This is a genomic window from Paracidovorax konjaci (assembly GCF_900112675.1).
GTDB classification, from domain to species: Bacteria; Pseudomonadota; Gammaproteobacteria; order Burkholderiales; family Burkholderiaceae_C; genus Paracidovorax; species Paracidovorax konjaci.
In genome coordinates, this window is record NZ_FOMQ01000003.1 from 373,916 (window position 1) to 387,112 (window position 13,197).

The 13,197-nt window shown below is 70.5% G+C and carries 6 protein-coding genes; 2 read left to right on the forward strand and 4 right to left on the reverse strand.

Annotated features, from left to right (window positions below):
- Window positions 1-36 precede the first annotated feature (36 nt).
- A complete protein-coding gene (gene gshA / locus BM144_RS06180; protein ID WP_092950411.1) occupies window positions 37-1,596 on the reverse strand; it encodes a glutamate--cysteine ligase in 1,560 nt (519 codons plus the stop codon).
- Window positions 1,597-1,865: 269 nt separating this feature from the next.
- Between gshA and xopZ the strand changes: the two genes are divergently transcribed.
- Window positions 1,866-6,032 (forward strand): XopZ family type III secretion system effector, encoded by a 4,167-nt coding sequence (gene xopZ / locus BM144_RS06185; protein ID WP_092950502.1) that lies wholly within the window; start codon window positions 1,866-1,868, stop codon window positions 6,030-6,032.
- Here xopZ and BM144_RS06190 read toward each other — a convergent pair.
- The gene (locus BM144_RS06190) at window positions 6,029-8,314 is read right to left on the reverse strand and encodes an FUSC family protein (protein WP_092950412.1); all 2,286 of its coding nucleotides are present in this window, start codon (window positions 8,312-8,314) and stop codon (window positions 6,029-6,031) included. The two genes, xopZ and BM144_RS06190, sit on opposite strands and share 4 nt — an antisense overlap.
- 167 nt (window positions 8,315-8,481) lie before the next feature.
- Between BM144_RS06190 and BM144_RS06195 the strand changes: the two genes are divergently transcribed.
- Window positions 8,482-10,512 carry an esterase/lipase family protein gene (locus BM144_RS06195; protein ID WP_092950413.1) on the forward strand — a complete coding sequence of 677 codons (2,031 nt, stop codon included), beginning with the start codon at window positions 8,482-8,484 and terminating at the stop codon, window positions 10,510-10,512.
- Between the two features lie 43 nt (window positions 10,513-10,555).
- Here BM144_RS06195 and BM144_RS06200 read toward each other — a convergent pair whose 3' ends face one another.
- Together BM144_RS06200 and BM144_RS06205 are read right to left on the reverse strand one after the other, a co-directional pair.
- Entirely contained in the window at window positions 10,556-12,205 is a 1,650-nt protein-coding gene (locus BM144_RS06200; RefSeq protein WP_092950414.1) for a methyl-accepting chemotaxis protein, read from the reverse strand.
- 223 nt (window positions 12,206-12,428) lie between these two features.
- Window positions 12,429-13,193: a response regulator gene (locus BM144_RS06205; RefSeq protein WP_092950415.1), complete on the reverse strand. Its 765-nt coding sequence runs from the start codon at window positions 13,191-13,193 to the stop codon at window positions 12,429-12,431.
- Window positions 13,194-13,197 lie beyond the last annotated feature (4 nt).

The following is a 13,197-nucleotide window of genomic DNA, read 5'->3' on the forward strand; positions in this document are numbered from 1 at the left end:
GCAGAAGGCGCCTTGCCGGCTCGCCGGTCTTAGGTCTCAGACCGTCTGCGCCACCGGGGCATCGCCGGGCGTGGGCAAGGCATCGATGGCCATGTAGCGCTCGCGCCAGGTTTCGAAATCCAGCGAGTCCGCCGCTTCGATGGCCTTCTGCTCGGCCAGGGACTCTGCGGCCATGCGTTCGTAGCGAGTCTGCTGGGCGCCGGACCAGGGCAGCCCGGCCAGGGCATCGCGGGCAGCGGCGGACTGTGTCAGCGCAAAGTGGGTGAAGCTCTGGTCGTGGACCTCGGCCATGCGGGCGAGCACGCGCGCGGAGGGCGTGGTGTCCGGCTGCCGCAGCAGGGCCTGGGCCGCCTGCAGCACCGCGGCATGCGCCTGGGTGCCACCGGCCGCGTCGAGCGCAGCGGCGATGGGCGCGCACTCGGAGAGGATCTGCGCGCCCCATTCGATCAGCGGCACCTGCTGGCCGCCATGCTCCAGGCACAGGCCAGGCTCGCGTCCGCGCTCGGCCGTGAGGTGCTGGTTGCGCTTCAGGGCGGCGATCTCGGCCGGCGTGTCCGGCGGGCTTTCGCTCAGCAGGCAATGCAGCAGGAACACATCCAGCAGCCGCATGGTGGGCGCATCGATGCCCACGGGCGCGAACGGGTCGAGGTCCATCAACCGCACCTCCACATACTCCACGCCGCGGTCGCGCAGCGCATGCAGGGGGCGTTCGCCGGGGCGCACCGTGCGCTTGGGGCGGATGGTGCCGTAGAACTCGTTCTCGATCTGCAGCAGGCTGGTGCCGAGCTGGTTGTAATCGCCGCCGGGATTGCGCACGCCCAGCGCCTCGTAGGCCGGATAGGGCCGCGTGAGTGCTTCGTGCAGCGAATCGGCGTAGCCTTCCAGGCCGTTGTAGCTCACGGCCAGCGTGGCCTGCGCATCGCTCTGGTAGCCCAGGCGGCCCATGCGCAGCGACGTGGCGTGCGGCAGGTACAGCGCGTCGGCACCCAGCCGCTGGAGGCCGTGCTCGCGCCCCTGCACGAAACAATCGCACAGCGCCGGCGAGGCGCCGAAGAGATAGAGCAGCAAAAACGCCTGCCTGCGGAAGTTGCGGATGAGCGCGAAATACTCATCGCTCGTCACCCCCGGCATCGACCAGTTGTAGTGGATGCCGGAAATGGTCTGCATGCGGCGCCCGTAGCGGTGCCCCAGCCCCATGCGGTAGACGCTCTTGGCGCGGCCCACGTTGGAGGCGCCGAAGCGCGCGATCGGGATCGTCTCGTCGGTCGGCAGGCCGCAGGGCATGCTCGACACCCACAGCATCTCGCCACCCTGAGCGAACAAGGTGCGCAGCACGAACTGGTGGACTTCGGTCAATTCCTCGAGGCATTCCTGCACGGACAGCCGCGCGCCCGTGATGAGTTCGATCTGCGACTCGCTGTAATCGGTGGTGATGTGCGGATGCGTGAGCGCAGAGCCGAGCGCCAGCGGATGCGGCGTGAGCGCCAGTCCCCCCGTGGGCAGCACGCGCAAGCCCTCTTTCTCGATGCCGCGGCGCATGCCTGTCAGCCGGCTCGCGGACAGCGCGCGGATTTTCTGCTGCAGATGGCTCGTCATGGTGCGTCTTTTCTTATTACCGGTTTATCTGTGTCGGCCCGGAACTTAGCACGCCGGCCACACTCGCGCTCGCCCCGCCGTCCAAGCCCCTGCTTCGGGCGGCCGCACGGCGATTCGCATCTCCAGCCCCGCCCAGTCACCCCCATGGCCATCATGGGTGTGTCGTGGCCAGCCAACGGTACGCTTTGCAGAGCAGCGGCCGTCCAGCCACCTTCGTCCCGGACATTCCGGCCGGGAGCGCGCACGACACCGATGACCCAACGGACACCATGTCGAAATTCGCACTGCGCCCCAGCACCTTCACCCGGCTCATTCCCGGAAACTCCCAGAACATCGCCCACGCGGGCACCCCCTCTCCCCACAAGCAGGCCCACCACAAGCTGCACCAGATCGACGCCGCGGGCGCCCAGCGCGAGGCGCTCGCGCCGGAGTTCGGCGTGGCGGCACGCGTGCGGAGCTACCTGGCCCAACCCGCCCCCGAAGCGCCTGCGGCCGACGCACCGCCCGAGCCGTCCGCCACGGAACGGCCCCGCACGTCCGCCAAAGCATTGCGGCGCTTCCTCGGCAAGGCCGGAACGGTGCTCGGCATGCGGGCCGGCAAGCCCGTGTCCCATGCCGAACTCACGCGCTACCGGGGCAGCGACTCCGCCACGGCACGCCCGATCGGGCAGGACGACCCCCGCGACAAAGGCACCTGGCGCAGCGTGGGCTCCGCCCAGGCGCGGGCCTTCGTGGCGGCCGAACGCCTGCACCAGGCCGAGGTGGCAGTGAGCAAAGCCAAGGCCCTGGAGCGCCTGGTGCAACTGCACATCGAGCAACGGGACGACGACGCCTGCCAGGCCGGCAAGCGGGGCGAGCACACCAGCGCCATGGCCCAGTTGCGCAGGCGCCTGCAGCCCGAAATCGACGCATTGCTGTCGCCCGTGGCCGAAAAGATCGAAGGGTTGCAACAGGCCATCGCGGACCGCGACGTCCGCATCGGCCGCACCCGGAGCCGCCAGGGCGCCGAGCCGGAGGGCCATGCGCTGCGCGATGTCATGCAGAGAGACCGGAGAAACGAGCTGAAGGACCAGAGGGAGGTGCTGAAGACCCGGCTGGCCGAACAGCTCGGACTGCAGAAGTCGCTGCAGCAGCGCCGCAAGAGCATCGATCGGTCGCTGGCGCAACTGGAACGCACCGCCGCCGCGCTTGCCCGCGATCTCCTCAAGGCGGAAAGCGATACCCACGAACTGCGGTCGCTGCAGGGCGGCCTCGCACAGCGGCGCGAGGGCCTGGAAACCGCATGCAATGCGGCCCGCACGGCCAGCGAGGCCGCTGCCACGGAGCTGGCCGAACGCCGCAGCGACATGGTGGATGCACAGATCGCCTCGCTGCCAGGGCTGAGGGAGAGCGGCACCGCCGACATGCCGGCGCTGCGTATCGCGCTGAGAGGCTTCGTGGACTCCGTGGACCCTGCCCTCTTCGGCGACCAGTCCATCGGCGCCGCCGGGGCGCTGGCCGTGGGGCTCCAGGCCCTCGCCGTCGCCGCTGACGGCAATGCCGGTAAAGCCCTGCAGGCCCTGGAGGCACTGCGCCGCCTGGATTGGAGCGACCTCATTCCGGCGCCCGGCCGGCCCGGCCCTTCGGCGCCCGAGGCCGACCTGCCCGCCGCCGCACAGCGCGCAGTGGACCAATTGGCGCACATCCCCCGCGGCATGCAGGTGCTGGTCCACCTGCTGCGACCCTCGGACCGCCTGGCTGCCGCCCCGGAACGCCTGGCGGCGGCGCGGCTGGCCTTGCGCGCCGACTGCCTGCTGCGCGCGGCACCGCCCGGCGATGCCGCGTTGCGCACCTGGCTCGGGCATGCGCAGTCCGCGGCGCGCACGGCGGCACATGCGGCCGAGCCCGCCAAGGCCCTGGCTGCCTGCACGGTCGATGAACGGGCGGCCTACCATGCGCTGCGCAACGGCTATGAGAGCAACGCACCGGGCAGCGCGTACGACCGCGCCAACGGCCACCTGCAGAAGATCGCGGATGCCCTGCACGACGTGGGTGCCCACGGCACGGCTCCGAAGCCCATGGGCGGGCAACCCAACGCACTGCGCTCGCTGCCCGAGGCGCTGGAGGTCGGGGCAGCCACCGCGCTGCCCACGCCGCGGCGCCGCGCCGGCGAAGCCCTCGAAAAGGCGGCAGAACACCTGGGCGAGATGCTCGGCGGCCTGCGCGCCGGCCGGCCGGCCGGCCATATTCCGTCGGGCGCGGAACGTGCTTGGCAGGCCATTGCGGAGGCCATCCGATGGGCCCCCGAAGGCACCGACCGCACAGCCATGGTGCTGGACGAACCGGCCATTGCCGGCATCCGCGAGCGTGCCCAGGCGCTGCACGATCATGCCCTCGGCGTGGCACGCGGCCGTGGAGTCGCGCCGACGGAGGGCGAAGAACATCCTGCGCTGCAGGCAGCCTGGAAGCACCTGCGCAGCCGGCCGCACACTGTGCCGGAAGCGATGGCCCTGCTGGCAGAACGGATGCCCACCGTGGCGCCAGAAGAGGCGTCCGGGCCGGCCCCGGGCGCCACGCCGGGCGGTACACAGGTGTCCTGGGACACCTATGCCCAGCGCCGCACCACGCAGTTCAAGGAAGCCGTGCAGGCCGCCGGCCGGCTGCTGCGGGACGGCGATCCGCAGCAGGTGACGAACGGCCAGGCGCTGCTGGACCTGACGCGCGACATGATCGGCCAGCTCGAATGGCGCGACCGGCTGCGCCTCATCGGCCAGCAGACCTTCGGTGTCAACGCGGGACCGCTGTCTGCCGCGGTGGCGGTGGCCGCATCGGCCCTGGGCCTGGGCCTACGGCTCACCGCGGCCGCGCAGCGCAATGTGGACTCGGTCATGGAGTTCTACATGGGCCGCACCGGGATGTACCTGCAGGTCGGCGAGCAGACAACCCAGCAGGCCCAGCTCGGCGCAGGTGCCAGCACCGGCTACGGGATCGACCTGGGCGGAGACAAGGCGTCGCTGGGCCTGACCGCGGCCGCCGACTGGCGCTGGCGCGGCGAACGCGGCGTGGAAAACGGCATCCAGCTGCGGCTGCCGCGCCTGGGCAAAGGCCGCGAACCCGAACTGAACGTCGAATTCATCGACGCCTACGAGCACCTGCTGCAGATGGCCACGCCCGGCCCCGACGGCGCCCCGGCGCGGCGGGACTGGATGCGCGAGTTGCTCGCACACCACCCGGAACTGAGCGCGGGTTTGATCGACGATGCCCAGCGGTCCAGCACCGGCACCGAAACCAACGTCTCCGCAAGCGTGGGCCTGCGCGTCGGTGAGGTGGCCGACCGGGGCCGCCGCGCGGGCGTGGCCGCCAGCCTGGGACTGAAGATGCGCCAGGACAACGGGCAGACCGCCACCACCGTCGCGGGCTACATGACCACCATCTACCGCGACGCCACCGCCACCGCCCGCGTGGAAGTGGCAGGCCGCGCCACCGCGAGCGTGCAGTTCGCCGAAGCACTGAAAAATACCGAGACCGATCACGGAACGAAAACCTCCCAGCGCGCCAGCGCGAGCGCGGCGGGGCTCGACCTGGGGTACGCCCGCGAACTGAGCGCCGACGCCACCACCAACTTCTGCACGCTGTTCCTCTTCGGCGACGAGATCGACCCGGTGCGCAGCGACCGCGCCACGGACTACTCGAAGTTCTCGGATTTCGAGCGCCACGTGCGTGCCGAATGGGACGGCTGGGCCCAGTACGGCACCGGCAAGCTGGGACCGGAGGTGGACCCTGCGCTGCGGCACCTGCTGGCGGACATCCAGCTGTCGCACTTCATGGAGCAGACCCACGCCTTCGCGCGCGGCAATGGCTTTGCCGCCATGTTCGCCGACAAGGCCATGCGCGCGCCGGCGGCGCCGCTGCTGGACGTCCACCGCGCGCTGTCCGCGCTGGCCCGCACGGCGGGCAACACCGAGACAGCGAAAGCCGAGGACGCCGCCTTCGACGCGCTGCTGCAGGAGGAATCGATGTGGGAACCCACCCTGCTGCTGCTGAGAGAAAAAGGCAAGCTGCAGGCGGAGCGCGGCCTCGACTTCTTCGTCAAGCACCAGAACAACCGCAATGCGGAGGCCATGCGCACGGTGGCGCAATGGATCCTGTACGAGCCCGTGCCCCGCCGCGAGCCCGGCCAGGACATCCGGCCCGCGCGCACCTGGCGCCCGGATGCCGATCCCGCCCCCCGGGCGGCGGCGGGGCCACTCCCCACCATCGCGGAAGAGGAAGCCGGCGAAGAAGCCGAGGACGACGGCAGCCTCTACGGCTCGGCACCGTCGTCCCTGGAGAGCATCGACTCGTTCCGGTCGGTGCCCGGCTCGCCCCAGCACCGCGCCGCAGCGCAGCCATCTACGGGGATGCTGTCCAGCTCCGAAATCGCTCCCGCGGGCCCGGAGCGATCGGCGGCGCGCTAGCGGTCTGCCAGCCCGGCGGCTTCACGCGCGGCGGCACGCACTTCTGCGGCGTGCTGGATGGCCAGTTCCAGGCGGCGCACCATCCATGGCCCCAGATCGCCATCGTGCGGATCGGGCCAGCGCTGTGCGTCGTCGGGCGGTGCGGCATCGGCTGGCGGATCGGCCGGCAGAACGGCATCCGCCGGCCCTTCCAGCAAGTGCGTCAGGGTGTCTGCGGTGTGCGCCAGCGGCACCTGCAGCCGCTCGGCATCCAGCCGGCCGCGCCGCAGGAGCAGCAAGGTCTTGATCGCCGTCAGTTGCGCCAGCAGTTGGTAGCAGCGTGCCTGCAGGCGCTCTAGCGCGGCGAGGGGCGGCTGGACCGCGCGCGGCTCGGCCAGCGACCGCTGCGTGGCCTGCACGAGCGCCGAGAGGCTGTCGTAGGCCTCGCGGCGTGCCAGCCTCCAAGCCAGCTCGGGCGCGTTGTCCACCGCCCGGAGCTGCCCCAGCGCAAGCGCCTCGCGCGCATGGCGGGCCTGCGCTGCCAACGCGCGGTCGATCAGCGCCGGGATCTGCGACCGCTCCCACGACGGCAGCACGTACGAGAACGCCCAGGCGATCCCCGTGCCGATCAGCGTGTCCGCCAAGCGCTCCAGCAGATCCACGCCCGGGCTGGCACCGCCGTGCAGCATGTGGGACTGCACCAGGCCCAGCACGGTCGCGGCGACGGCCGTGACCAGGTAGCGGCGCACCGCAAAGCCGTGGGCCACGGCCTGGGCCACCGTGAGGCACAGCACCAGTTGCCAGGCGGAGAGATGGGCCGCGAGCAGCCCGGCGGCCAGCGCGCATCCGAGCAGCGTGCCGCCCACCCGGCTGTTGCGCCGCTCCAATGTCTGCGCCAGGCTGCCGCGCAACACCACGACGATGGTCAGCAGGATCCAGTACGCATGCGTGCCCCAGGGCAGCGCCTGCGCCACCACGAAGCCGGCCGCCATGGCCAGTGCCGCGCGCACCGCATGCCGCAGCGGCGGCGCATCCCAGCGCCATACCGTGGCAAGCGGCGCCAGCGACCAGGCCGTGGGACTCACGAACATCTGCCAGCCCGCACGCACCACGGCCAGGTCGGGCGTTGCTTCGTTGCGGGCCAGGGCGACCATGCGAAGCGCTTCGTCATTGATATGGCCGATGCGGTCCGCCAGGCTCCGCGCCATGGCCTGGGGCGAGGGTCCGCCAGCCAAGGTATCGGGCGGCAGGGGATCGCTCCAGCGCACTCCGGACAGGACCGGCCGCAGATCGGTGAACGCGGGCGGCCGCCGGCCGACCAGCAGGGCATCGGAGAGTTGTCCCATGGCCTGCGCGACCTGCTGCAGCACGCCGCGCAGCGCATGCAGCACCGGCGCATGCGCCGGATGGACCTTGAGGGCATCCACGTCCAGTTCGCAGGCCAGCAGGTGGTCGCGCATTTCCAGCACCAGTAGCAGCATGCCCGCCAAGCGCTGGCGGGCCGGCGTCGTGGGGGCCTCCAGCACGATGTTGCGCGCCGATTGCAGCTGCTCGGCCAGGGCCGCCTGCCGGAGCAGCAACAGGCCTGTCAGCGGCGGCGCGTCCGCGCTGCCTGCCCGGGAGTGCCCGCCGCCGCCCGCCGCCTGCAGCGATGCTGGCGCCGTCGCAACGGTGTCGGCCTCCTGCAACGGAGCCGCGTCGAATTGCCGCGCCTGCACCCGCATGAGCGCTGCGAGCGAGAGCAGTGCGTCCGCCACCGATTGGACGCGGTAACGGGCATTCAACAGGTGGTTTGCCGCGAGCGCATAGGCCACGTACAGCCAGGCACCGAGCGCGAAATGCGCCGTGATCGCCAGCGCGGCCGGCAACGGATCTCCGCCCGGTGGCACGCGCGGCGCGGCTGCCATCGAGAACACCATGGAGAACATGACCGCAACGGCCACGGGAATACCCCGTTTCCCCCAGGCCATGATGAGGAAGGCGACGAACGTCCCGGGCACCAGCAGCAGTCCGAGCCGGACCGGGTCCGGGTACAGCCACTGCACGGCGAAGAAGAGCGGAATGCCCAGCAGCGGAGCCGGCAGCATCTGCCACAGCTTGCCACGCCGCGGGCCTGGCAGGTCCGGCGGTGCGCACACGATCACGCCCACCGAAGCCGCCGCTGCTGCCGCGGCCCCCAGCCACGCATGGACGGCGGCGGAGACCAGCAGAAGCCCCAGCGCCACGGACAGGCCATTGGCCACATAGTGGCTCAGGGCCACCCGCGAGATCGCCCGCAGGCGGTGTTCGGCAAAACTCCTCATAGCCTGCCGAGGTTACTGCAGTGGCGCCCCGCGCGTCGCCGTGCCGCCCCGTCGGTGTGGAAGCCCCCTGGCAGACGGGGGTGTATGTGCCGGCTGTGTAGCATGCTGCGCGCCGGAACGGCCGAGTTCCGTCTGCCCGGTCTTCTTTTCGCGCTCTCACCTCCTCGATGCCGCACGTGCCGACCCTCGACCTGCTCCCGCCCCTGCGCCCGCACACCTCCTTCGTGCGGACACTGCACTGCGCCGGCCTGCTCTGCCTCGCGCTCTTGCTGGGCGGCTGCGCCGGCGTCACGGTGTCTTCCGTCTCGCCGCGCGACTACCTCGCCGCACGCCGGGGGGACGCGCTGACCACGGGACGGCTGAGCCCCGCATCCGAAGAGGTGCTGCGCGTCATCGGAACCGACGGCGACGACTGCGAACAGGACGAGGCCGCCTGCCGCGCAGCCCTGATGGCATCCACCGGCATCGACGAGGAGCAGCGCCTGTCCACGCTCTCCGAGCTGTGGCTGCTCGCCGCGCTGCAGACCGAAGGCGAGCGCCGCAGCGATACACCCGCCAGCGAGGACGAGCAGCTCGGCGCCTGGCTGGAAGCCGCACGCCATGCCTGGGCCTATCTGTTCTTCACGCCGCGCGGGCCGGACGAGCGGGCCTTCGAGGACCGCCAGACCCAGGTGCGCGATTACTACAACTTCGCCACGCAGCAAGCGCTGGCCGGCATGTTCCGGCGCTACCGGAAGGCGGTGGACGACGATGGGCACGGTCCCGCACCGGATGCCTTGCTGCAGTGGGGCGGCTGGCGCGTGCAGAGCGATGCGTCCGACCTGCGCCTGCCGAGCGACGCTCCCCTGCCGCATGCGCTGATCGCCGCGTCCACGCTGCGTTTTTCAGGACTGCGCAACACCTACCGGCGCGATGGTTTCGGCGCCGAACTCGTCACGGTGATGCAATCGCCCGACGGCCCCGACCCGGACACCGGCCGCCGGCGCACGGCCATCCAGGCCGCTTCCGAGGACACGCTGCCCTTCCGTGAGATGCCCTACCCGTCGGTCACGGCCCTGCTGCGCTTCAGCGGGAAAACACTGGGCGAAGTGCTGCGCACGCGCGACGTGCAGGTGTCGCTCTACGACCCCCACCACACTGCACGGGTGGATCTGGCCGGGCGCCACGTGCCCCTGGCCGGCAATTTCACGGCGGGCTATGGGCTCTGGCTCGCGCGATCGGGGTTCGCGTTGCAGGCGCTGCGCACGCTGCTCGGTCAGGAAGACGGGCTGGCGGCACCGCGCATCCACCTCATGCAGCCCTACGATCCCGCGCGGCGCACCATCGTGATGCTGCACGGGCTGGCCAGCAGCCCCGAGGCCTGGATCAACGTGGCCAACGAGGTGCTGGGCGACGAGCGCCTGCGGCAGAACTACCAGGTGTGGCAGGTGTACTACCCCACCAACATGCCGCTGTGGGCCAACCGGCAGGCGATCCAGGACGCGCTGGAGCGCACCATCGCGCATTTCGATCCGGCGGGCACCGCCCCGGCGTCGCGCGATATGGTGCTGGTGGGCCACAGCATGGGCGGCGTGCTCGCGCGCCTGCTGGTATCGGATTCAGGCGACACGCTGTGGAAGATATTGCTCGCCCAGCACCCGATGTCCGCCGAAGACCAGGATGCGTTGCGCCCGGAGCTGGACCCGTTCCTGCGGTTCCATCCACTGCCCCAGGTTGGCCGGGCGATCTTCATCGCAGCGCCGCACCGCGGCACGCCCTTCGCCAACCAGCGGCTGTCCCGCTGGTTCTCCAACCTGGTGACCTTGCCGCTCGCGGTCCTGGAGCGCTTCTCGGACGTCACGCGGCGGCTGGCCCGCACCGCATCGCCTGAAGGAGAGGATGTCGTGCGCCTTCCCAACAGCATTGACAACCTCAGCGACACCGACCCCTTCGTCCAGGCGGCCGCAGGCCTGCCGATCGCGCCCCGCGTGCCCTACCACTCGATCATGGGGCGGGAGAATCCCGAGGGCGCGCTGGCCGCATCGAGCGACGGCATCGTTCCCTATGCCAGTGCGCACCTGGAAGGCGCCGTGTCGGAGCGGGTCGTGCCTTCGGGACACAGTGTGCAGGAGCAGCCGGCGGCCATCCTGGAGATCCGCCGGATACTGCGCGACAGCCTGCCGCCGGCCGGCGCCGCAGGGGCACCGGGCCCTCGGTAGCCGCCAGGGGCCAGCCCGGAGCCGCGGGACGGAGAGCGCCGGATCAGACGCTCAGACGCGGAACGGCGCCTGCCAGGGCCGTGGGCACCCGGCGCGCCTGGACCGGCGCCGGACGCGGTGCCGCGCTCTGCCCACCGGCCTGCGGGCCGGACACCCGGAAGACCGCCACGGCGGCCACCAGTTGGTCGGCCTGCGAGCGCAGGGCATTCGCTGCAGCGGCGCTTTCCTCGACCAGCGCGGCATTCTGCTGCGTGACCTGGTCCATCTGGGTGATGGCATCTCCCACCTGGCCGACGCCGGCGCTCTGCTCGCGGCTGGCGACGCTGATCTCGGCGACGATGTCCGTCACGCGGCGGATGGATTCCACCACCTCCGTCATCGTCGTTCCGGCCTTGTCCACGAGGTCGGAGCCCTGCTTCACGCGCTCCACGCTGGCGGTGATGAGGCCCTTGATCTCCTTGGCCGCCTCGGCGCTGCGTTGCGCGAGGTTGCGCACCTCGCCGGCCACCACCGCAAAGCCGCGGCCCTGCTCACCGGCCCGTGCGGCTTCCACGGCGGCATTGAGCGCCAGGATGTTGGTCTGGAATGCGATGCCGTCGATCACGCCGATGATCTCCGCGATCTTCTTGCTGCTGTCGTCGATGCCCCGCATCGTGCGCACGACCTCCGCCACCACCTCGCCGCCCTGCGTGGCGACGCTGGAGGCACCCTGGGCCAGTTGGCTGGCCTGCTGCGCGTTGTCGGCGTTCTGGCGCACCGTGGCGCCGAGCTGGTCCATGGACGCCGCCGTCTCCGCCAGCGCGCTGGCCTGGTGCTCCGTGCGCGAGGAGAGGTCATTGTTGCCCTGCGCGATCTCCGCCGACGCCGTGGCCACGCTGTCGGAGCCCTGGCGCACGGTCGAGACCACCGTTGCGAGCGACTGCTGCATGTCCTGCAGCGTTGCCAGCAGGGGGCTGAATTCGTCACGTGCATCGTCCACGACCTGCACGGTCAGGTCGCCGTCGCGCACGCGCTCGGCCACGGCACGGGACGCATCCACACGGTGGCGCAGCACGTTCGCGATGTACCAGGAGAAGGCCAGCAGCCCGAGCGCGATCACGGCCACGAGCAGCAGCAGTTGCGTGCGGGTCTTCACGGCTTCCTTCTCGATGCCCGAAAGTTCGCTGCGCAGCAGGCCCGTCTGCCGTTCACGTTCGGCAGCCAGCCAGGCCAGCAAGCGGTTGCGCATGGGGATCGTCTCGCCCACAAGCACGTCGAAGGCCTCGTCCTTGCGGCCTTCGACAATGAGGCGCACGTTGCGATCAGCGATGGGTTTGAACTCGCTCTCCAGCTTCTGCCACACCGCGAATTCATCGCGGGCCTTCGGATCGCGCAGTTCCGCCAGGAAAGCCGAGTCGTTGTCGCCGATGCGTTTGTACTTGCTGTCGATGTCGGCCAGCGTCTCCTTGAGCGCCTCCGGCGAACGCACCAGGATGGCGTGGCGGATCTGCAGGGAAATCTGGGTGATGCTCAGCTCGGTACTGGCGATGCGGGTGAGCTGGGGCACCCGGGTGGAGCCCGTCTGCTCGGCCAGATGGCCCACATTGCTCAGTTGCGTCCAGGCCAGCAACGCCGCGGCCGACAGCGCAAGGATGAGCGCGATCGACACCGCATAAAGCCTTCGCGCTATGCCCATCCGGGAGAAAAAATTCATGCTCACCTCTCGTTTTGAAAAATATGGGAAACCTGTTCTTGCCAGCGGATGGCCGACCAGAGATGCGCAAATGATACAAATTGCATCATGAAAGAACAATTACTTTTATCAATTCGCGAAGAGGTGCTGTAACTATCGTTGTTGTTTTTGGGAACATTCCCTTCTATGGAAATGGAAAAACCCCGCATCCGGCGGCGGGTTCGCTTCCCTGCGCGGGGTCTGGCTACCGCGGTGGCGAGGGCCGCAGCCGGTGGCGCAGCAGTGCCCAGTGCGTGTACGCGGCGGCCTCGCTCCCCGCCAGGGCCAGCCTTTCGATTTCCCGGGCCAGGGCGCCATCGTCGGCACGGCCCAGGGTGCGCAGCACGCTGGCCAGGCTGTGGCAAAGGCGGTGCAGCGCGGCGAGATCCGAGCCTTCCACGGCCCGGTCGCCTTCCGCCGCATCCCTGACGAATTGCGCCAGGCACTCCGCGCGGTAGGCATGGAACAGGGCCGCATCGCCGCCGAAGAACTCGCCGATGGCCCAATCCACGGCCGATTCGCCGGGCGCGCCATGGATCGATGCGGCCGGTGGCGCCGTGGGGGCCGTGGACGGCAGCAGTCCTCCGAGCGCCTCGCGGACACAAGCCTCCAGCGCCGCCACGGGCACGGGCTTGTCCAGCGCGCGCCAGGCACCGCAGGCCAGCAGTTCCCGGCGCACGGCCTGGTCGAGCCCTGCGCTCAGCACCACGATGCGCGCACCCGCCGCCAGCGCGGGCGTGGCCTGCAACCTGCGCAGCAGGCCGGTGCCGGATTCGCCGGGCATCATCAGATCGGTGATCACCAGGGCCGCCCGGTGCTCCTGCAGCCACGCCAGCGCCGACTCGACGCACGGGCAGGTGTGCACGACCACGGGAAGGGTGTCCAGGGCCATCGCGACGAAGCGTGCGACGGAAGGATCGTCCTCGACCAGCAGGACGACAGGTGGACGGGCGCCGGGCTCGGCCCCCATGGCC

Coding starts and splice junctions, on each gene's coding strand:
- gshA (WP_092950411.1), bottom strand. CDS start 1,596: ATGACGAGCCATCTGCAGCAGAAAATCCGCGCGCTGTCCGCGAGCCGG.
- xopZ (WP_092950502.1), top strand. CDS start 1,866: ATGTCGAAATTCGCACTGCGCCCCAGCACCTTCACCCGGCTCATTCCC.
- BM144_RS06190 (WP_092950412.1), bottom strand. CDS start 8,314: ATGAGGAGTTTTGCCGAACACCGCCTGCGGGCGATCTCGCGGGTGGCC.
- BM144_RS06195 (WP_092950413.1), top strand. CDS start 8,482: ATGCCGCACGTGCCGACCCTCGACCTGCTCCCGCCCCTGCGCCCGCAC.
- BM144_RS06200 (WP_092950414.1), bottom strand. CDS start 12,205: ATGAATTTTTTCTCCCGGATGGGCATAGCGCGAAGGCTTTATGCGGTG.
- BM144_RS06205 (WP_092950415.1), bottom strand. CDS start 13,193: ATGGGGGCCGAGCCCGGCGCCCGTCCACCTGTCGTCCTGCTGGTCGAG.